Annotated in this window: 20 protein-coding genes; 5 read left to right on the forward strand and 15 right to left on the reverse strand. The window is 70.5% G+C overall.

The features are described from left to right. Positions 1–216 precede the first annotated feature (216 nt). The gene (locus ACIA77_RS03555) at positions 217–813 is read left to right on the forward strand and encodes a class F sortase (protein ID WP_395884163.1); all 597 of its coding nucleotides are present in this window, start codon (positions 217–219) and stop codon (positions 811–813) included. A gap of 87 nt (positions 814–900) precedes the next feature. Then, a complete protein-coding gene (locus ACIA77_RS03560) occupies positions 901–1,698 on the forward strand; it encodes a VOC family protein (RefSeq protein ID WP_395884164.1) in 798 nt (265 codons plus the stop codon). Positions 1,699–1,920: 222 nt separating this feature from the next. Here ACIA77_RS03560 and ACIA77_RS03565 read toward each other — a convergent pair whose 3' ends face one another. The 3 genes from ACIA77_RS03565 to ACIA77_RS03575 form a co-directional block, all read right to left on the reverse strand. Then, positions 1,921–2,697, reverse strand: coding sequence for a polysaccharide lyase family 7 protein (locus ACIA77_RS03565; RefSeq protein ID WP_395884165.1), 777 nt, complete (start codon positions 2,695–2,697; stop codon positions 1,921–1,923). Between the two features lie 234 nt (positions 2,698–2,931). Next, complete coding sequence (gene glpK / locus ACIA77_RS03570; protein WP_395884166.1) at positions 2,932–4,440, reverse strand: glycerol kinase GlpK; 1,509 nt, start codon at positions 4,438–4,440, stop codon at positions 2,932–2,934. A gap of 49 nt (positions 4,441–4,489) precedes the next feature. Continuing rightward, positions 4,490–5,437 (reverse strand): MIP/aquaporin family protein, encoded by a 948-nt coding sequence (locus ACIA77_RS03575; protein ID WP_395884167.1) that lies wholly within the window; start codon positions 5,435–5,437, stop codon positions 4,490–4,492. A gap of 152 nt (positions 5,438–5,589) precedes the next feature. Between ACIA77_RS03575 and ACIA77_RS03580 the strand changes: the two genes are divergently transcribed. Further along, entirely contained in the window at positions 5,590–7,302 is a 1,713-nt protein-coding gene (locus ACIA77_RS03580) for a glycerol-3-phosphate dehydrogenase/oxidase (protein ID WP_395884168.1), read from the forward strand. Positions 7,303–7,341: 39 nt separating this feature from the next. Here ACIA77_RS03580 and ACIA77_RS03585 read toward each other — a convergent pair whose 3' ends face one another. The 7 genes from ACIA77_RS03585 to ACIA77_RS03615 all read right to left on the reverse strand — a co-directional run bounded on the left by ACIA77_RS03585 (position 7,342) and on the right by ACIA77_RS03615 (position 13,199). Continuing rightward, positions 7,342–7,872: a GNAT family N-acetyltransferase gene (locus ACIA77_RS03585; protein ID WP_395884169.1), complete on the reverse strand. Its 531-nt coding sequence runs from the start codon at positions 7,870–7,872 to the stop codon at positions 7,342–7,344. A gap of 140 nt (positions 7,873–8,012) precedes the next feature. Continuing rightward, positions 8,013–8,672: a response regulator gene (locus ACIA77_RS03590; protein WP_395884170.1), complete on the reverse strand. Its 660-nt coding sequence runs from the start codon at positions 8,670–8,672 to the stop codon at positions 8,013–8,015. Next, a complete protein-coding gene (locus ACIA77_RS03595; protein WP_395884171.1) occupies positions 8,669–9,916 on the reverse strand; it encodes a sensor histidine kinase in 1,248 nt (415 codons plus the stop codon). The genes ACIA77_RS03590 and ACIA77_RS03595 overlap by 4 nt, the downstream gene beginning before the upstream one ends. Positions 9,917–9,989: 73 nt before the next feature. Further along, positions 9,990–10,382, reverse strand: a complete 393-nt coding sequence (locus tag ACIA77_RS03600) for a DUF1707 domain-containing protein (RefSeq protein WP_395884172.1) — start codon at positions 10,380–10,382, stop codon at positions 9,990–9,992. A 9-nt stretch (positions 10,383–10,391) separates the two neighbouring features. After that, entirely contained in the window at positions 10,392–10,955 is a 564-nt protein-coding gene (locus ACIA77_RS03605; protein WP_395884173.1) for a DUF1707 domain-containing protein, read from the reverse strand. A gap of 54 nt (positions 10,956–11,009) precedes the next feature. Next, positions 11,010–12,806, reverse strand: coding sequence for an acetyl/propionyl/methylcrotonyl-CoA carboxylase subunit alpha (locus tag ACIA77_RS03610; protein ID WP_395884174.1), 1,797 nt, complete (start codon positions 12,804–12,806; stop codon positions 11,010–11,012). Positions 12,807–12,908: 102 nt separating this feature from the next. Continuing rightward, positions 12,909–13,199, reverse strand: coding sequence for an SAV_915 family protein (locus ACIA77_RS03615; RefSeq protein WP_395884175.1), 291 nt, complete (start codon positions 13,197–13,199; stop codon positions 12,909–12,911). Positions 13,200–13,249: 50 nt separating this feature from the next. Between ACIA77_RS03615 and ACIA77_RS03620 the strand changes: the two genes are divergently transcribed. Next, positions 13,250–13,993, forward strand: a complete 744-nt coding sequence (locus tag ACIA77_RS03620; protein WP_395884176.1) for a hypothetical protein — start codon at positions 13,250–13,252, stop codon at positions 13,991–13,993. 27 nt (positions 13,994–14,020) lie between these two features. Here the strand turns inward: ACIA77_RS03620 and ACIA77_RS03625 are convergent, their stop codons facing one another. Both ACIA77_RS03625 and ACIA77_RS03630 read right to left on the reverse strand, forming a co-directional pair. Next, positions 14,021–15,343, reverse strand: a complete 1,323-nt coding sequence (locus ACIA77_RS03625) for a dicarboxylate/amino acid:cation symporter (RefSeq protein ID WP_395884177.1) — start codon at positions 15,341–15,343, stop codon at positions 14,021–14,023. Between the two features lie 91 nt (positions 15,344–15,434). Continuing rightward, positions 15,435–16,064 carry a Maf family protein gene (locus tag ACIA77_RS03630; protein ID WP_395884178.1) on the reverse strand — a complete coding sequence of 210 codons (630 nt, stop codon included), beginning with the start codon at positions 16,062–16,064 and terminating at the stop codon, positions 15,435–15,437. Between the two features lie 174 nt (positions 16,065–16,238). Between ACIA77_RS03630 and ACIA77_RS03635 the strand changes: the two genes are divergently transcribed. After that, entirely contained in the window at positions 16,239–16,382 is a 144-nt protein-coding gene (locus ACIA77_RS03635; RefSeq protein WP_395884179.1) for a hypothetical protein, read from the forward strand. A gap of 182 nt (positions 16,383–16,564) precedes the next feature. Here ACIA77_RS03635 and ACIA77_RS03640 read toward each other — a convergent pair whose 3' ends face one another. The 3 genes from ACIA77_RS03640 to ACIA77_RS03650 form a co-directional block, all read right to left on the reverse strand. After that, complete coding sequence (locus ACIA77_RS03640) at positions 16,565–18,187, reverse strand: DHA2 family efflux MFS transporter permease subunit (RefSeq protein ID WP_395884180.1); 1,623 nt, start codon at positions 18,185–18,187, stop codon at positions 16,565–16,567. Further along, positions 18,168–18,788 (reverse strand): PadR family transcriptional regulator, encoded by a 621-nt coding sequence (locus tag ACIA77_RS03645; RefSeq protein WP_395884181.1) that lies wholly within the window; start codon positions 18,786–18,788, stop codon positions 18,168–18,170. Before ACIA77_RS03645 ends, ACIA77_RS03640 begins: the two co-directional genes overlap by 20 nt. A gap of 243 nt (positions 18,789–19,031) precedes the next feature. Next, positions 19,032–20,321 (reverse strand): MFS transporter, encoded by a 1,290-nt coding sequence (locus ACIA77_RS03650; protein ID WP_395884182.1) that lies wholly within the window; start codon positions 20,319–20,321, stop codon positions 19,032–19,034. Positions 20,322–20,372 lie beyond the last annotated feature (51 nt).

Genomic DNA, 20,372 nt, shown 5'->3' on the forward strand with positions numbered 1-20,372 from the left:
TTTTTCGTGCGCGCGCGTCACACTGCGGGCAACCCGCGCGGGCCCGGCGGCGTGTTCCTCGCGTCGGGGAAGCCGGCGAGCGCTGGGGCACGGTGGCGAGGCGCGGTATCCGCAACGCCCGGGCGTGCCCCGCCCGAGGGGAGTCGTGGGGTCTTCGGCGGGCGCGGTCCGGCACCTGGTTGGGTGGGAGCCGCCCCGGGACCCGGAGGGGGAGTCGTGATCAGGAAGACGCTCGTGGTGGGGGTGCTCGCCGCGCTGGCGGTGGTCGGGGGTTGTGCCGCGCCGGCGGAGGTTGCGCCCTCCGCGCCGCCGCATTCCGTGGTGCTGCCGGCGCCGGCGTCGAGCGCGATGCCGGAGTCGAAGCCGGTTTCGCTGGACATCCCGAAGATCGGTGCGCACTCGACCCTCGTGCCGCTCGGGCTCAACGCCGACCACACCGTGCAGGTGCCGCCGGTCAGCACGCCGTTGCAGGCCGGCTGGTACGAGTACTCGCCGACGCCGGGTGAGCTCGGGCCCGCCGTGGTGCTCGGGCACGTGGACGGCAACAAGCAGAAGGGGATCTTCTACCGCCTCAAGGAACTGGCGCCCGGCGACGACGTGTCGGTGGCGCGCGCGGACGGCACCACGGCGCGGTTCGAGGTGACCGGGGTGGACCAGGTGCCGAAGGACGTGTTCCCGAGCGACGCGGTCTACGGCGACACCCCGGACGCGGAGCTGCGGTTGATCACGTGCGGGGGCGCGTTCGACCGGTCGGCGCACAACTACGTGGACAATGTGATCGTCTACGCGCGGCTCGTCGCGGACGGTCACTGATCGCGGCCCCTTCGTGGTAGTTCGCGGTTTTGTCGGCAGCCGGTGCAAGACTGTGACCGCTGACACAACCGACGATGGGGAGCGCACATGTTGTTCCGCGACGAACGCTGGCCCGACGGCACGCCGTGCTGGGTCGACCTGATGGTGCCGGACCGCGCCGCGGCCGCGCAGTTCTACCAGGCGCTGCTGGGCTGGGACATCCAGTTCGGCGGTGCCGAAACCGGGTTCTACGGGATGGCGCAGCTGGCCGGGCGACCGGTGGCCGGGGTGGGGGAGACCCCGTCCGGGCAGAAGGGCATGCCGGCCGTGTGGACCACGTACCTCGGCGTGTCCGATGTGGACAAGGCGGTGGCCGCGATCATCGAGGCGGGCGGCCGGATCGTGGCCCCGCCCATGGACGTGATGGAGGAGGGCCGCATGGCCATCGCCACCGACCCGACGGGCGCCGCCTTCGGCCTGTGGCAGTCCGGCCGCCACTTCGGCACCCAGGTCACCCTGGCGCCCGGCGCGCTGGCCTGGAACGAGTGCATGTCCCGCGACTACGCCACCGCGAAGGCCTTCTACGGTGACGTCTTCGGCTACTCCTTCGGCGACCTGTCCACCGAGGACTTCACCTACGCCACGCTGGACGTCGACGGCCGCCCCGTCGGCGGCCTCGGCCAGGCCACCGGCACCGACTACGAACCCGGCTGGATGCTCTACTTCTGGACCGCCGACGCCGACGCGGCCGCCGCCCGCATCCCCGAACTGGGCGGCACGATCGTCTCGGCCCCCGTCGACACCCCCTTCGGCCGCATGCTCATGGCCAAGGACAACCAGGGCGCGGGCTTCCAGCTGATGGCCCCCAACGAACAATCGGGCACGCAAGAGGGCTGGAGCGCCTGAGGCCAACGCTTCAAGGAATGGCCGTGCGCTCGGGCGATTGAAGCGTGACTTGGGGCAGCATCCCGAAGCCCGAGCGTCTTACGGTCCGGAGGTTTTGTCAAGACGAAAAGCGTGTCTTGACAAAACCTCCGGACCGCAAGGAAGGCTTCATATCGGGATGCAGGGCGGGGTGTGGCTGCTCCCCCCTTTTCGGGTCACCTCGCTGTGGAAAAGGCTTGAATTTCAGCTGTGCGAAACAGACAACGAATAAAAGTGCACCCGAGCTCCCACCGTTGAACTGCTCCCGCTCGACTGGTCGTAATCCCCGGCCTTGAAGTACATCGGGTAGCTCTTGAACGAAGACGGCATCGGGAACGACGACGTCTTCCCGTTCACCGTCACCCCGATCGTGTTCCCGCCGGTCAGACTGATCGTGTACGACCACTTCGTGTTCAACGGCACGTTGCCGAGCGAATGCTGCGTCTGCCCGCCGCTGGGGGAGTTCTCGATGCCGGCCTTGAGGTCGCCGTTGCTGTAGTAGTACAGCTCCACCAGCGGTTTCGTCGAGCCGCTGCCTTCGGCGAGGTGGATCTGGCCGACGCACACGTGGTCGGGGACCTCGGTGACCTTCACGCTCGCGTTCAGCTTGTGGGTGCCGGACACCGCCCAGGCGGCGGCCTTGCCGCCGGACGTCATCTCGCGCAGTTCGGAGCGCGAGTAGTTGGAGTTCGGCGTGGTGACGCCGTTTTCGGGGTCCCAGAAGGTCATGGAACCGTCGCCGGAGTCGGTGTAGAAGTACTTGTCCGTGTAGCCGCCCTCGAGGCGGGACGGGGAGATCGTGGTGGGGCTGCCGGGCGAACCCGTGGGTTCCTGCAGTTCCCACACCGAGAGGTCGAAGTTCGAACCGGGCGGTGCGCCGGGGTCGAGTGCGGCTGCCGCGGAAGCCGGTCCGGCTTGGCACACGGCGATTCCCAGCGCGACGGAGCACGCGACAGCCCGAGCCACACGAATGGTGGACATGGTTCTCCAGTTTGGGGGACGGAGGAGGTTCTGGCGAGCACAGTGTGTGTGGTCTGAACCAAGAAGGTCAAGACCTCGGCGACGATTTTCGAGTCAACCCACGGGAAGCGTCACATGGGTGAACATCCATTCACGACGCTGAATGGAAAATACGCCGAAACCCCACGCCATTTGTTCAGAAACGCGAACGGCCCCGCCCGGAGTACCGAGCGGGGCCGAACCGGAAAACCGGGTTCAGTCGGTGACCCAGTCGAAGGTCTTCGTCACCGCCTTCTTCCAGTTGCGGTACTCGGATTCGCGGCGGGCCTCGTCCATGGCCGGGTCCCACTGCTTGTCCTGCGCCCAGTTGGTGCGGATGTCCTCCTCGGACTTCCAGAACCCGACGGCAAGGCCGGCGGCGTACGCGGCGCCCAGCGCCGTGGTCTCGGCCACCACCGGCCGGATCACCGGCACGCCGAGGATGTCCGCCTGGAACTGCATGAGCAGCTCGTTCACGACCATGCCGCCGTCGACCTTGAGCGACTTCAGCGGCACGCCGGAGTCGGCGTTCATCGCGTCGATGACCTCACGCGACTGGAACGCCGTCGCCTCGAGCACCGCGCGGGCGAGGTGTCCCTTGTTGACGAACCGCGTCAGGCCCACGATCGCGCCGCGGGCGTCCGAGCGCCAGTAGGGTGCGAACAGACCCGAGAACGCCGGCACGAAGTACGCGCCGCCGTTGTCCTCGACCTGGCGGGCGTGCTCCTCGATCTCCGCGGCCGACGAGATCATGCCCAGGTTGTCGCGCAGCCACTGCACCAGCGAACCCGTGACGGCGATCGAGCCTTCCAGCGCGTAGATCGTGTCGTTGGAGCCGATCTTGTAGCAGACGGTGGTCAGCAGGCCGTTCTCCGACATCACCTTCTCCGTGCCGGTGTTGAGCAGCACGAAGTTGCCGGTGCCGTAGGTGTTCTTGGCTTCGCCCGGCGACAGGCACGCCTGCCCGAACGTCGCGGCCTGCTGGTCGCCCAGGATGCCCGCGATGGGCACGCCGGCGAGCGCACCCTTCTCGCGCACGTTGCCGTACACCTCGGACGACGAGCGGATCTCGGGCAGCATCGACAGCGGGATGCCCATGTCCGCGGCGATCCCCTCGTCCCACTGCAGCGTGCCGAGGTCCATCAGCAGGGTGCGCGACGCGTTGGTCGGGTCGGTGACGTGCACGCCGCCGTCGGCCCCGCCCGTCATGTTCCACAGCACCCAGGTGTCCATGTTGCCGAAGAGCAGGTCACCGGCCTCGGCCCTGGCGCGGGCGCCGTCGACGTTGTCGAGGATCCACTTGATCTTCGGACCGGAGAAGTACGTCGCGAGCGGCAGGCCGGTTTTCGCGCGGTAGCGTTCCTGACCGCCGCCGAGCTCGCCGAGCGCGGTGATGATCCGGTCGGTCCGCGTGTCCTGCCAGACGATCGCGTTGTACACCGGCTTGCCGGTTTTCTTGTCCCACACCAGCGTGGTCTCACGCTGGTTGGTGATGCCGACCGCGACCACGTCGCGGGTGTGCAGGTCCGCCTTCGCGAGCGCGCCACCGGCGACCGCGCGCGTGTTCTCCCAGATCTCTTCGGCGTTGTGCTCGACCCAGCCGGCCTTGGGGAAGATCTGCTCGTGCTCGCGCTGGTCCGAGGCCACGACGTGGCCGGAGTGGTCGAAGATCATGCACCGGGTCGAAGTGGTGCCCTGGTCGATGGCGGCGACGTAAGACGTCATGGTCATCCCCTCGCTCTGGCGAAATCCGCCGAAACGGTGATCTTGCCGGTCATTCGGCGGCCGTCCGCTGACTCTCCGTCGATTCCTCTTCCGGGACCCGGCCCGGCTCCGGCAGGAATTCACCCGCCTTCTCGCGGGCCGTGAGGACCTGGCCGATGAACAGGTCGTAGATCAGGATGCCAACCACGCCACCGATGAGTGGCCCGGCGATCGGGATCCACCAGTAGTTGCTGAACCAGGCTCCGTCGCCAGGGAATGCCTTGTTCCCCCATCCCTCGAACAGGGTGAACAGTCGCGGGCCGAAGTCACGTGCGGGGTTGATCGCGTAGCCCGCGTTCGTGCCGTAGGTCAGGCCGATCACCAGCACGACCAGGCCGACCATGAACGGCGCCATGTTGCCCTGCGGAGCCTGGTTCCGGGTATCGATAAGGGCCGCGATGATGCCAACCAGGATGGCGGTGCCGACAATCTGGTCGATCAGGGGTCCCCAGACGCTGCCGCCGAAGTACTCAGCGGGGAAGGTCGCGAAGATCGAGAAGGTGGCCAGTGAATCGGGCCGCGACAGCGGCGGGGTCTGCGCGGCGTTGAACGCGTCGATCGCATCGTGGTAGACCGCGTAGACCACCGCTGCACCGGCCAGCGCGCCGACCACCTGCGCGAACCAGTATGGGAGTACCTTCGGCCAAGGGAACTTCCGCCGGACTGCGAAGGCCAGCGTCACCGCGGGATTGATGTGCGCGCCGCTGACCCCGCCAGCGACGTAGACGGCGAACACCACGGCTAGACCCCAGCCGAATGCGATGATCAACCAGTTTCCGGCCCCGAAGTCGACAGATTGCCGGCCAGAGCCGGGTAGACCCGCCACCGCCAGCGCGACCGAGCCGCAGCCGAGGACGATGAGGATTGCAGTGCCGAGGAATTCCGCGAGTAATTCGCCACCGACGTTGGCGCGCAGTCGGCTCCAAGCGTTTGACTGTTGAGAGATTTGTTCGCTCATCGCTGCCCTCCCAAATCGACGCCTCGATGCGTCGAGAACCCCATGCTGCTCCGCCTCGCCGGAACGGACAAGTTTCCGGCCGGGCGGAGCGCTCGGTCCTCGTGCGATGCTGGGGGTGTGCACAACAGCGAGTCGCAAGGAGGGCAGCCGCTGTGACGGAAGCGAAGCTGGGACCGGCGGCGCGTGAGGAATCCTGGCAGCGCCTCGGCAAGGACACGTTCGACCTGGTCGTCATCGGCGGTGGCGTCGTGGGCGCCGGGACCGCTCTCGACGCGGCGACCCGTGGCCTGCGCGTCGCGCTCATCGAGGCCCGTGACCTGGCGTCCGGCACGTCGAGCCGGTCGAGCAAACTCTTCCACGGTGGGCTTCGCTACCTGGAACAGCTCGAGTTCGGGCTCGTGCGCGAGGCGCTCCACGAGCGCGAGCTGATGCTGACCACGATCGCGCCGCACCTGGTCAAACCGGTGAGTTTCCTGTACCCGCTCACCCGCCGCGTCTGGGAGCGCCCGTACACCGCGGCGGGCCTGCTGATGTACGACACGATGGGCGGCGCGCGGTCCGTGCCCGGGCAGAAGCACCTCACCCGTGCGGGTGCATTGCGGATGGTGCCCGCGTTGAAAAGGTCGGCGCTCATCGGGGGGATCCGGTACTACGATGCGCAGTCCGACGACGCCCGGCACACCATGACCGTCGCCCGCACCGCCGCGCACTACGGCGCGGTCGTGCGGATGTCGACGCAGGTGGTCGGGTTCCTGCGCGAGGCCGACCGCATCTCGGGCGTGCGCGTGCGCGACGTCGAGGACGGGCGTGAGACGGAGGTCCAGGCCGGTGCGGTGATCAACTGCACGGGGGTGTGGACCGACGAGCTGCAGCGCCTGTCGGGCGGGCGCGGGCGGTTCCGGGTGCGCGCGAGCAAGGGCGTGCACATCGTGGTGCCGCGTGACCGGATCGTTTCGGAGTCGGGACTGATCCTGCGCACTGAAAAATCCGTGCTGTTCGTCATCCCGTGGCGCAACCACTGGATCGTCGGGACCACTGACACCGACTGGCACCTCGACCTGGCGCACCCCGCCGCGACGAAGCACGACATCGACTACCTCCTCGAGCACGTGAACTCGGTGCTCGCGACGCCGCTCACGCACGACGACATCGAAGGCGTGTACGCGGGCCTGCGGCCGCTGCTGGCGGGCGAGAGCGAGGAGACGTCGAAGCTCTCGCGCGAGCACGCCGTCGCGCGCGTGGCGCCGGGTCTGGTCGCGATCGCGGGCGGCAAGTACACGACGTACCGCGTGATGGCGGCCGACGCCGTCGACGCCGCCGTGGTCGACCTGCCGGGCCGGCCGCCGTCGTCCATCACGGACAAAGTGCCGCTGCTCGGCGCCGACGGTTACCACGCGCTGGTCAACCAGGCCGATCACCTGGCCGCGGAGCACGGGCTGCACCCGTACCGCGTGCGGCACCTGCTCGACCGCTACGGCTCGCTCGTCCACGAGGTCCTCGCACTGGCCGACGGCAAGCCGGAGCTGCTCAAGCCCATCGAGTCGGCGCCCGACTACCTCGGCGTCGAGGTCGTGTACGCCGCGAGCCACGAAGGCGCGCTGCACCTGGAGGACGTGCTCGCCCGCCGCACGCGGATCTCGATCGAGTACGCCCACCGGGGCGTCGACTGCGCCGAGCAGGTCGCGCGGCTCGCCGGTGAGGTCCTGGGCTGGTCGGCCGAGACGATCAAGCGCGAGGTGGAGGTCTACACCGCGCGGGTGGAGGCCGAGCGCGAGTCGCAGTCGCAGCCGACGGACGAGTCGGCCGACGCGCTGCGGGCGGCCGCGCCGGAGGCCCGCGCCGGGATCATCGAACCGGTCAGCTGATTTTTTCAGGGCGCCCCGGGTCCCGGCCCGGGGCGCCTTTCACGACTTGCGGATCCAGCGGATCAACGGCTCGCCGGTCGGCGCCGGGGTCCGCTCGGCGCCGACGTGCGTGAACCCGCACCGCGCGGCGACCGAAGCGGAGACCGCGTTGCTCTCCTCGTGGCGGTAGCAGATCTCCTGCAGGCCGAGGCCGCCGAAGCCGTAGCGCAGCGCCGCGGCGAGCGCCGTGCTCGCGATGCCCTGGCCGCGCTCGGCGGGGTGCGTCCAGACCGACGCTTCGGCCAAGCCGAACGTGAAGTCCAGGTCCCGCAGCCCGACCTCGCCGAGCAGCCGCCCCGTCGTCGGCTCCGCGACGGCCCACGAGCAGCGCTCGTCGCCCGCCCACTGCGCCGCGCGCAACGCGATGTACTCGGTGGCTTCGTCGACGTTGCGCAGCCGGTAGTTCAGCACGTACCGCCGGTGATCCGGGTCCGCGAACGCCTCCATCAACGCGACCCGGTCGTCGAGGTGCCGGTCCGCGCGCAGCTGGCGCAGGTAGTACGCGCCCGCGTTGATCTCCACGGGTTCCACGTCACGAGGGTAACCAAGCCGTGCCCCTCGGCGCTGCGAGATGACGGGCACACCACCCTCGTCGAGCGGACCGGCGCGCCGGCGCAGCAGCGGTGCCGCCGTGGCCGGGACCGTCGGCAGGAGCGGGAAACCGTTACCGGCTAACAGGAATCCGTGGGTGTTTCCGGGCAACCAGGTGAAGGTCGGAGCAGCCCGCGCCGGTAGGCCTCCGCGACGGCGGCCGCCCGGTCGGGCACGTCGAGCTTGGCGTAAACGTGCAGCAGGTGCGTTTTGATGCTGGCTTCGCTGATGAACAGCCGCTTCGCCGCCGCGCGGTTGGTGGCGCCGCCGGCGACGAGGCGCAGCACGTCGAGCTCGCGGGACGTCAGCGCGCCCGGGGCGGGGCGGCGCAGCGGTGCCATCAGCCGCGCGGCGACGCTCGGCGCGAGCACCGGTTCGCCGCGCGCGGCGGCGCGCACGGCGTGCTGCAGGTCGGCGACGGGAGCGTCCTTGAGGAGGTAGCCGGTGGCGCCGGCCTCGATCGCGGGCAGCACGTCGGCGTCGGAGTCGTAGGTGGTGAGGACCAGGACGCGGACGGCCGGGTGCTCGGCGGCCAGGCGGCGGATCGCGCTGACGCCGTCGAGCCCGGGCATGCGCAGGTCCATCAGCACGACGTCCGGCCGGTGGCGCGCGACGAAGGCCAGCGCTTCGGCGCCGGTGGCCGCTTCGCCGACGACTTCGATGTCGCCGCAGCCGGTGAACGCGCCGCGCAGGCCGTCGCGCACGACGGGGTGGTCGTCGGTGAGCAGGACGCGGATCACCGGTCCGGCTCGCTCACGACGATCGCCGGCAGCTGGACGTTGACCGCGGTGCCGTCGCCGGGCGCGGACTCGAGGGTGAACGTCCCCGCGACGCGCCGCACGCGCTGGCGCATCGCCTGCAGGCCGAAGCCCGTGCCGTCACCGCGAGCCGGCGACGCGGGGTCGAAGCCGGCGCCGTCGTCGCGGACGTCGAGGAGCACGACGTCGCCGGCGTAGGTGAGCGTGACGGCGATGCGCTGCGCACGGGCGTGCTTTTCCGCGTTGGCCAAGGCTTCCTGCGCCACGCGGTACAGCGTCACCTCCAGCTCCGGCAGCAGCGGCACGGGTTCGCCGGAGGTCTCGGCCGTCACCGCGACGCCGGAGGTGTCCGTGATGCGGCGGGCCAGATCCGCCAGCGCGCTGGGCAGGTGCGAGTCGGCGAGCGGTTCCGGGCGCAGGGCCTGCACAGCCCGGCGGGCCTCGGTGAGGCTGTCCTTGGCGAGCGTGTGGACCTGCCCGAGGTGGCGCTGCCGGGCGTCCTCCGACGTCGCGCGGTCGGCGGCCTGCAGCTGCGTGACGATGCCGGTGAGGCCCTGCGCGAGCGTGTCGTGGATTTCGCGGGCCAGGCGCTGGCGTTCGTCGTGGACACCGGCCTCGCGCGCCTGCGTGAGCAGCTGCGCGTGGAGCCCGGCGTTCTCCTCGAGCGCGGTTTCGAGGCGCGCGTTGGCTTCGGCCAGCGCGGCGTTGGCGCGGCGGCGCTTCTCGTTCTCCGCACCGACGAACCACGCGGCGTAGAGCATCGGCCCGGCGACCGACGCCACGAACACCCACGCCGGCGTCGGTGTGTGCGTGCCCCAGATCTCCTTGGCCAGCAACGGAACCGCGGCCGTCGCGGTGACGGCGAAGATCGACCAGCGCGCCGGGAAGAGCACGAACGCGATGGGGTAGCCGATCGACGCGAACGCGGTGAACGCGTCGACGAGCGTCGCCAGCGCCGCGCCCGCGGCGAGCAGGCCCGCGAAGTAGCCGACGGCGAGCCACGGATACCGGGCCCGCCGCGGGAACAGCGGCACGAGCAGCAGAAGCCACCCGGCCGCCGCGGCGGCGACCGCCAGCGTGATCCGCCACCGCGCCGGGCTGCCGTGGTCGCTCGTCGCCGCCCAGATCGTGCACGCGACGAGCGCCGCCAGCCCGATCCCGGCGAACAGCGGTCCCGCCCGCCGTTCCGCGCCCGGGTGCACGGCACCCGGCACCACACCCATCATGAGCGCGATTCTCGCAGCTGCGGACGGGCCGGTGGCTCCACCGTTTTGACGCGGGGGTCCACCGATCGGTGGATCAGCGGCGGCGCCAGCCCGTGATCAGCAGGACCGCGATGGGCAGGGCGAACACCAGCAGCAGCCGCCCGCGGGAGAGGACGAGCACCACGATCGCGATGACCACGGAGATCGCGACGGCGTAGCGCGTGGCGAAGCGCACCAACGCGCTGTCCGAGGACGGGCCGGGGGCCGGCTCCGGATCGGCGCCGCGGGACACGGCCAGCAGCGCGCTCGGCCGCGGTGACGGCAGGTCGTCGAACAACGGCACCAGGTCACTGACCACCTTGGCGGCCGTGACCTTCGCGGACCGGGTGCCGTATTCGTCGACGTCGAGCCGGCCGGTGCGGACGTGTTCGGAGAGGACGTCGAGTGCGTCCTGGCGTTCGGCGTCGCTGAGACGCATGTCGGACACGGACGGGCCTCAGCGGTCCCAGCGGCGGCGACGGAATTCGTCGCGCATCTCGCGCCGCATCTCGCGGTGCTCGAGCCGGTGTTCGCGGTGGCGGCGTTCGAGGTTACCGCGGTGGTCACCGCCCTGGCCCCACAGCGCGCGGCCGATGATGCTCAGCACGATCGGCGCGAGGACCAGCGGAAACACCGGCAGCGTCCCCGTGGCGATCAGCGCGATGGCCGCGATCCACGTCAACGGGACGATCGCGGCCGTGAAGCGCTGCCCGCCCGACCAGCCCTCCGGCCGGGCCACCGCGGTCTGCGGCGCCGGCGCCGGGACTCCGGCGGGCGGCGGCGGGGCCGGCACCGGAGGCTGCGCGGGCGGCGCACCCCCGTACGACGGATGCGGCGCCGGCAGGTCGGCGAACAGCTCGGCCAGCTCGCCCCGCGTCTTGGCCGCGGTGATGCGAGCCGAGCGCTCGCCGTACTCGTCGATGTCGATCCGCCCCGCGGTCATGTGCTCACCGAGCGCATTCAGCGCGGATTCCCGTTCCTGGTCGCTGATCCGCAGCTGCGGAGCCGGAACCTCGTTCACACCACCGATGGTATGCCGCCGCGGGCTGGTCCACCCACGACATTCGGCACAACTTCAGTCCTTGAGCTCCAGAAGCTGGGTGCCCTGGGTCACCGCGGCGCCGACCTGGACCGAAAGTCCCGTGACGGTGCCCGCTTTGTGTGCCGTGACCGGGTTTTCCATCTTCATCGCCTCGAGGACCACGATCAGCTCGCCCGCCTCGACGTGCTGCCCGTCCTCGACGGCGATCTTCACGATGGTGCCCTGCATCGGCGCCGTGACCGCGTCGCCACTCACCGCAGCCTTCGCGCCCCCGGAACGCTTGCGCGGCTTGGCCTTCGCGGCCGCCGCGCCGCCGCCCGCGCCTTCGACCGCGAACCCACCCGGCAGCGACACCTCGAGCCGGCGCCCGCCGACCTCGACCACCACGTTCTGCCGCGGCGCCTCTTCTTCGGCCTCGGCGTCAGGAGCCACGAACGGTTCGATCTTGTTGTCGAACTCCGTCTCGATCCAGCGGGTGTGCACGCTGAACCCGTTCTCGTCGCCGATGAACGCCGGGTCGTCCACGATCACGCGGTCGAACGGCAGCACCGTGGCCATGCCCTCGACCACGAACTCGGCGAGCGCGCGCCGGCTGCGTTCGAGCGCGTTGGTCCGGTCGGAACCGGTGACGATGAGCTTCGCGAGCATCGAGTCGAACTGCCCGCCGATCACGCTGCCCGACTCCACGCCGGAGTCGACGCGCACGCCGGGACCGTTGGGCGAGATGAACTTCGTGACCGTGCCCGGTGCCGGCAGGAAGCCGCGCCCGGCGTCCTCGCCGTTGATGCGGAATTCGATCGAGTGCCCGCGCGGCTCGGGGTCTTCGGTGATGCGCAGCTTCTCGCCGCGCGCGATGCGGAACATCTCGCGCACGAGGTCCAGGCCCGTCGTCTCCTCCGACACGGGGTGCTCGACCTGCAGCCGGGTGTTCACCTCGAGGAAGGAGATGGTGCCGTCGGTGGCCACGAGGTACTCGACGGTGCCGGCGCCGTAGTACCCGGCTTCCTTGCAGATCGCCTTGGCCGATTCGTGGATGCGCCGGCGCTGGTCGTCGGACAGGAACGGCGCGGGCGCCTCCTCGACGAGCTTCTGGTGGCGGCGCTGCAGCGAGCAGTCGCGCGTGCCGACCACGATCGCGTTGCCGTGCTGGTCGGCCAGCACCTGCGCCTCGACGTGGCGCGGCTTGTCGAGGTAGCGCTCCACGAAGCACTCGCCGCGGCCGAACGCGGCCACCGCTTCGCGCGTCGCCGACTCGAACAGCTCCGGGATTTCCTCACGGGTACGGGCGACCTTGAGGCCGCGGCCGCCGCCGCCGAACGCCGCCTTGATCGCCACGGGCAGGCCGTGCTCGTCGGCGAACGCGACGATCTCGCTCGCGTCCTTCACCGGTTCCTTGGTGCCGGGCACGAGTGGCGCGCCGGCGCGCGTCGCGATGTGCCGCGCGGTCACCTTGTCACCGAGGTCCCGAATGGACTGCGGGCTCGGCCCGATCCACGTGAGCCCGGCGTCGAGGACGGCCTGGGCGAACTCGGCGTTCTCGGACAGGAAGCCGTATCCCGGGTGGACGGAGTCCGCGCCGGAGCGCTTCGCGGCGTCGAGGATCTTGTCGATGGAGAGGTAGCTCTCGGCGGCGGTCGAACCGCCGAGCGCGAAAGCTTCGTCGGCCAGGCGCACGTGGGGTGCGTCGCGGTCGGGGTCGGCGTAGACCGCGACGCTCGCGAGGCCCGCGTCCTTGGCCGCCCTGATCACTCGGACCGCGATCTCACCGCGGTTGGCGACGAGGATCTTGGTCACCGGACCACCCGTGCTCGCGATGTCCTGCTCGGTCACCCGTAACCTCCCGTGTCCGGTGCGCTCCACTGCCTGGTGTCCGGGAGTCTACGGACCGCAATACCCGCTGGGATGAGAGCTGGACCACCCGGTTGTTGACGGTTATACCCGCGCGGTGTGCCGCAGCTCGACCGGGAGCTCGGTGTCGAGCACGATGACGTCGTAGGGGTTGACCTGGTGGAGCTTCGCCAGGTGCGCGGTGTCGAGCACGAGCCACGGCTGGTGCTCGCCGCAGCACTCGACCAGCTTTTCGAGTGACGTGAACGCGACGAGCGCGACGCGGCCGTCCGGCGTGTGGCGCAGCTCGATGTTCGCGCCGGTGCCGCCGTCGGTGGTCGGGGCGACCGGGCTCGTCGGCAGGTACAGGGCCGGGGGCAGGTTGGGGTTCGTCACGGGGACAACATAGACGGACACCGTCCGCAAGGTCGCCTACAGTCTCGGATATGCGGACCTCGACCGTGCGGATCCCCCGATCCGCGCTGTTCACAGCGGTGCTCGCCGCCGTCGTGACGGTGGCGGCGCTCGTGGTCGTCGTCGGACTGCGGCCGAAGCCCGCCGACGTGGCCGCGCCCGGCGTGTCCGGGATCCCCGAGCCCGCGGCGCCCACCGCCACGACCTGCGGTCCGGGCCCGTGCCGGCAGCTGGCCGCGGTCACGGTGGGCGGCACGCCCGTGGTGCTGCTGGCCGACGCGTCGGGCGGCTGGGGTCGCGTGCAGGTCGGACCGCAGCCGGGCACGGAGTTCGAGCTCGCGATCACGACGATGGGCGCGAAGCTGAACGCGCAGTCGCTGCGGTGCATCGCCGGCAAGACCTCGGCGTGCCTCGTGCGCGGCACCGTGGGCGGTGCGGTCGACGGCGCGGGCGGCGCGTACGGCGAGCTGCTGATCGGGTCCGACGGCGTGTGGCGCGACTTCGGCAAGCCCTACTTCGCCGACGCTGGAACGCTTTCGCTGTTCGACACGACGGCCGACGGGCGTCCGGACGTGATCGTCGTGCGCCACGAGTGTCCCGATGCGACACCCGGCACCCCGAAGTGCCAGGCGGCGCCGGTGCTCGCGGAGGCCTACCAGCTGAGCGGCGCGGTGATCGGGTGCACGAAGAAGGTGACGGCGCCCTCGGACCTGCGGGGCTGGCCGGAGATCGAGGTGCGGGCTTCGGAACTGCGGCCCTGCCCGGACGGCGGCTGACCGGGTCGGCCCAGCCGCCGCGGGGGATCAGGCCGTGACGGGGGTGGCGGGCTTCGGCGCCGGGGCGTCGCGGACGGTGTCGTCGAGCAGGCCTTCGCCTCGGGCGACGACGGCCGGCACCACGATCTGGCCGGCGACGTTGGTGGCCGTGCGCATCATGTCCATGATCGGGTTCACGGAGTAGATGAGCGCGATGCCGAGCGCTACCTGCTTGGCGTCGAGGCCGATGAACGCCGTGGTGAGGGTGAGCGCCGTGAGCCAGCCGGTGGTGCCCGCCGTCGCGAGCGCGCCGAGCACCGCGACCACGACGATGCCCGCGTACTGGCCGATGCTCAGCGAAACCCCGGACAGGTTGGCGATGAAGATGGCGCCGATGGCCGGGAACACGGCGGCGCAACCGTCCATTTTGGTCGCACTGGCGAGCGGGGTGGCGAAGGCCGCGTACGACGGTTCGACCCCGAGGTTCACCGCGGCCTGGCGGGTCAGCGGCAGCGTCGCGGCGGACGACTGCGAAGCGAACGCGAACTGGATCGCCGTGCCGGCCTTGGCGAAGAACGTCAGCGGGCTGACCTTCGCCACGAACTGCAGCAGGATCGGGTAGACGACGAACAGCACCAGCAGGCAGCCGGCGTACACCGCGACTGTGGCCGACAGCAGCGGGCGGAACAGCGCGTCGCCGTAGTTGGCGACGGCCGCGCCGATCAGGCCCGCGATGCCGATCGGGGCGAGGCGCACGATCCAGCCGAGGTAGCGCTGCACGATCTCGAAGACGCTCGTGGTGAAGTCGACGAACGGCTTCGCCTTGTCACCCAGGCTGTAGGCGGCGGCGCCGATCAGCACGGCGAGGAAGAGCACCTGCAGCGTGTTGCCCTCGGCGAAGGCGGCGAAGAAGTTCTGGGGGAGCAGGCCGTCGATGAAGGCGTCCCACGAGCCCCAGTTGCTCACGCTCTTCGCGGCCTTGTCGGCGTTCTTGGCCGTGGCCGCGACGCCGGCGCCGAGGCCGCCCGAACCGGGGTTGAACAGCTTGCCGATCACGATGCCGATGAGCGACGCGATGAACGACGTGATGGCGAACCACAGCACGGTGCGGCCGCCGAGGCGCGCAGCTTTCCGGCCGCCGCCGAGGCCGCGCAGGCTGGTGATGCCGACCACGATCGCCGTGAAGACCAGCGGGATCACCGCGATCTGCAGGAGCGTCGTGAAGATCGAGCCGATCTGGTGCAGCACTTCGGTGAGCGTCGTGGCGCCCGTCGTCCTGGCCAGGACGCCGAGCGCCGCGCCGACGACGAGCGAGCCGATCACCGCGGCCGCGAAGACACGAGGTTTGGTGTACGCGCGGAGGAAAGACACGAAGCCACCCCAGAGGTCGAAAGTTCCCGTTCCGGCCCGATCCGGGCCGAACATGAACTTTCTTCGATCACTCGGTGGAGTGAAAGTTGTCTCAGGATGTGGGAGGCGTCCAGAGGTCCACGACACTCACGCCGACCTCGGCCAGCAGGCGCCGCACGAGCGGGAGGCTCAGCCCGATGACGCTCGACGGGTCGCCCTCGATGCCGTCGACGAACCAGCCGCCGAGCCCGTCGAGCGTGAAGGCGCCCGCCACCTGCAGCGGCTCGCCGCTGGCGATGTACGCCTCGAGTTCCTCTTCGCTGGGTCGTCCGAAGTGGACGGTGGTGCGCTGCGTGCCGGTGGCTTCCTTGGTGCGGTGGCCGCTTTCGACGCGGATGATGGCGTGACCCGTGAGCAGGTCGCCGGAGTTGCCCGCCATCGCCGCCCACCGGCGGCGTGCCACCTCGGGCGTACCGGGCTTGCCGACCATCTCGCCGCCGATGTCGAGCATCGAATCGCACGCCACGATCACGGCGTCGGTGAGCGCGCCGGCCACCTCGGCGAAGACGGCGTTGCCCTTGGCGCTCGCCAAGGCTGTGACGAGTTCCTCGGGGGCCGGGTCGGTGAGCGACGCCGCGACGGCGTCTTCGTCGACCCCGGACACCACGACGCTCGGATCGAAACCGGCGGAGCGGAGCAGGGCGAGGCGGGCGGGGGACTGGGAGGCGAGAACGAGGCGCACGGGTGAAAGTTACCGCTCGTAGCGGGCGTTGCCGAATTGTGACCTGCGACACTCGATCGGGGAGTAGTTTGTTGTTGCTCACAACATATCGGCCCGGGCCTCCCGCGTGCGCTCCCCGGCACGACCGGCCTCGACGGTATCAGGGCATTGCCGGGAAGGGACGACGGTGAACGCATGACCGTGAGGGTGACCGAATCCACGCCTGCGACCAGGTCGCGCTCTCCGTGGTGGGCCCGGCTGCGTGCGCCGAAGCACCGCGAGGTGGTGCGCCCGGACACCGGCGCGGTCAGCAAGACCTCCCCGCCGCTGCGCGGGTGACGCACGTGCCGCGCGCCTGCGCTGCCCGGCTGCGCGCCGCTCGGACCGGCGCGGCCGGACCGACTACCCGCTGCAATCGGCCGACCACTGGCGCACGACCCCTCGACCTTTCTCTCCCGCGGTAAGCGCACCGTCCCCTCGGCCCCGGTTCCCGCGCCGGTGGCCGAGGGGCGGCGCGTGGGTCAGGCGGTGGCGGGCGCTTGCGACTCCCGGGCGCTCGCCGGGGCCTGCGGGCGCGGGGTGACGCGGCGCAGGAACGACGCGGAGACGACCCCCAGCACCAGCACGGCGATCGGCAGGATCAGCGTGGCACGGGCCGCGTCGGTGAGTCCGTGCTGCACGGCTTCGGTGGCGAGGCGACCGGCCTGCGCGGCGACGTCCGCGGGCAGCCCCGGCAAGGGCGCCGGGCCGCCGGACGAGCCGAACTCGCCCGTCGAGGCCGCCGCGTGGGCGATGCCTTCGGCGAAGGGCCGGCGGTACTGCTCGGGCAGCTGGGCCGCGGCGTTCGCCGCTTCGTCGGTGATCGAGGCGCTGATGCGGGCCTGCAGCAGCACGCCGATGGCCGCGCTGCCGAGCACACCGCCGACCTGGCGGGCGGTGTTGAAGATGCCCGACGCGGTGCCGGCGAGCTGAGGCTGGACCGACGCCATCGTCAGGTTGCTCATCGGTGAGAAGATGCAGCCGATGCCGAGGCCGCAAACCAGCAGCGCCGGGATCAGCGCCCACGGGCTCGTGTCCGGCCGCGCCTGCAGCGCGATGGTGCCCATGCCGAGCGCCAGCAGCGACAGGCCGCCCATCACGAGGTACTTGCCGTTGATCCGGTCCGACGCGCGGCCGACGAACGGTGCGATGACCCCGGACAGCAGCGACATCGGCGCGGTCAGCGCGCCGGCGAGCGTCGGGGTCAGGCCGAGCACCGTCTGGATGTAGATGATCAGCGGCAGGAACATGCCCGTCATCGTGAAGCCGACGGTGGTGGCGGTGAGCGTGCCGGCGGAGAAGTTGCGGTTGGCGAACACGGCGAGCGGCACGAGCGGCTCCCGGCGGTTGAACCGTTGCCACAGCACGAAAGCCACGAGCAGCACCACACCGGCGCCGATGAACTCGAACACGGTGATGCCGCCGAAGACGGTGCCCCAGTCGTACTGCTGGCCGTTCTGCACGCCGAACACGAGGCAGAACAGCCCCGCGGCCGAGAGGAAGATGCCGATGAAGTCGAAGGAGTGCGAGTGCCTCGGCTGCCAGTCGGGCACGAGCAGCAGCGTCAGCACGATCGCGACGGCGCCGATGGGCACGTTGACGAAGAAGATCCACTCCCAGCCGAGGTGGTCGACGAGCACGCCACCCAGCAGCGGGCCCGCGATCGTGGCCAGGCCGGCGACGCCACCCCACGCCCCCATGGCCGGGCCGCGCTTGGCGGGCGGGAACAGGTGCGTGATGAACGCCAGCGTCTGCGGCGTCATCAGCGCGGCGCCGAGACCCTGCACGGCGCGGGCCGCGATGAGCAGTTCGACGTTGCCGGACAGGCCGCACCACAGCGACGCGCCCGTGAAGACGATCAGGCCGGCGAGGAACACGCGCTTCGGCCCGAAGCGGTCGCCGAGGCGGCTGGTGAACAGCATGGGCACGGCGTAGGTCAGCAGGTAGACGCTGATCACCCACACCACGGCGTTGAGGCCGGCGTCCAGCTCTCTGAGCATCGCCGGCACTGCGATGGACACGATGGTCGTGTCCAGCAGGATCATGAAGAACCCCAGGCACAGCGCGCCGAGCGCGGCCCACGGGTTAGCTTGTCTCGCGGTCATGGGTTTCCTCGGTGATCAGGCTCAATGCGGGCTTGTGGCCCTGGAAGGGAATGCGGCCGGACGAAAGATCGGCGTAGAGGCGTTCGCACCACTCGAGCTCGAACGCCCGGTGGTCGGCGGCGTAGCGGAAGTCGAGCCAGTAGACCTCGGGCACGGCCTCGCCGCGCACCTGCTTCAGCATCACCTGGTCCGCCGCGACGCTCGCGCGCAGCAGGGTGATCCGGTGCTCCAGTTCGACCAGCGCGGTGTCGTGCCCGAGTTCGTCGATCACGGCCAGCCCGCTGAGGAACGCGGGGTACTCCTCGGCGACGTCGCCGAGCAGCTCCCGGCCCCGCTGTTCCAGCGCGTCCTGGCCGGCGGGCGTCATCGCGTACACGGTCCGCTCGGGCCGCCTGCCGTCCCGCTGGGTGTCGACGACCTCGAGGAAACCGTTCTGCTGCAAGCGCTCCACGGTGTGGTACAGCGAGCCGGCCTTCAGCTTCACGCGCCGGTCGACGTACCGCTCGCGCATGAGCTGAGCCATCTCGTAGGGGTGCATCGGCTTCTCGTGCAGCAGCTCCAGCACGGCCACCCCCAGAGCGGTCAGCTTCACGGAAGGCATGGTCCTTGATCCTTTCGAGTGATCCAGCGTGGTTATTCCACGTGGACTATACGGCGTTGAACATCCAGCGGTCCAGTGCGGTTTGTGCTGGTGAACGCACTGTTGCTGAGCGTGATGGCCCGGTTTGGGCGTTGTGCGGCCACGGTAGCCGGGGGGTCCGACAAAACCGGTCGTCGCGGTGCGTAGCCGCGCAGCGACGAGGCCCGGGCCGTGGGGCCCGGGCCTCGAAGTCGAAGCATTCGGTCAGTCGGTCACGTGGTGCAGCTGCTCCCGGGCCGCCCGCGCGCGCCGGCCCAGCAGCGAGTACCACCCGGCGATGCCCGTTCCCACGGTCAGCGCCGCGGCGCTCAGGCCGAGCGACCAGTGCACCCCCACCGCCGCGCCCAACAGGCCCACGGTGAACCCGCTGCCGGCGCGCAAGCCGTTCGCCGAGACGTTGTAGACGCCGATCACGCGGCCGCGTTCTTCGGGTTTGGCCAGCAGCTGCACCACCGTCTGCCCGATCGACATCGACGCGAGGTTCGCCACCCCGCCGACCAGCAGGAGGACCACCGCGAGGGGATAGCTGGCCGTCCAGGCGAAGAACAGGCTCGACAACCCGTACACGGCGGTGCTGACCACGGCGGCGGGCACGTTGGGTTTGATGCGGCCCGTCGCCTCCAGGAGGACGCCGCCGAGGACACCGCCGGCGCCGTTGGCGAACAGCAGCACCCCGTAGGCCGTGCCGGCGCTGCCCGCGCCGAGGTCCTGGGCGAAGATCGGCATGGAGCTCTGCATCGAGGCGCCCACGAAGAACGCGCCGAGCCCCGCCAGGATGATCATGCCGACCATGGTCGGGTTGGCGCCGACTTCGCGGAGCACGCGCACGGAGTCGAACAGGCCCACGCGCGGCCGCGCGATGATGCCGCCGTCGCGGGTGTGGCCGGTGAACTTGGTGCGGAACAAGAAGATCGTGAGCGGCAGGTAGAACGCGACGTTCACGAAGATCCCCGCCACCGGCCCCAGCCCGAGCAGCAGCGCCGAGCCGACGACCGGGCCGAACAGGATGCCCAGGCTGCGGAACGTCGCGTTGAGCCGCACCGCGCTCGGGAGTTCGGCGGGGCCCACGAAGTCGTGCAGCATCAGCTGTTCGCCCGGGCCCCAGATCGCGCCGGCGCACCCGTGCAACACGAGCAGCACGCACGCGCTCCACACCTGCAGGGAACCGGTGAGGATCAGCACGCCCCACAGCGCCGACACGACCATGAACAACGCTTGCGCGGCCTGGATGATCCGCCGGCAGTCGTGCCGGTCGGCGAGGCCGCCGAAGTACACCGAGAACAGCAGGAACGGCACCCAGTGGCTGATGACTTCGAAACCGGTGAGCGCGGGCGACTGGAACTTCTCCCACAGCACCCAGTACGTGATCACGTGCTCGATGTTGTCGGCCATCATCGCCAGGCCCGCGCCGAACAGGTACGGGCGGCAATCCTTGTTGTACAGCGCGGCGAACTTGCGCGGCGCCGCGGCGACGGCCGCGGGCTCCTCCGGCACGTGCGTCGGCACCCCACACGCGGAACACATGAGTTCGAGACCCCCATTCCG

This window comes from Amycolatopsis sp. NPDC051903 (assembly GCF_044452505.1).
In the GTDB taxonomy this organism is placed as follows: Bacteria; Actinomycetota; Actinomycetes; order Mycobacteriales; family Pseudonocardiaceae; genus Amycolatopsis.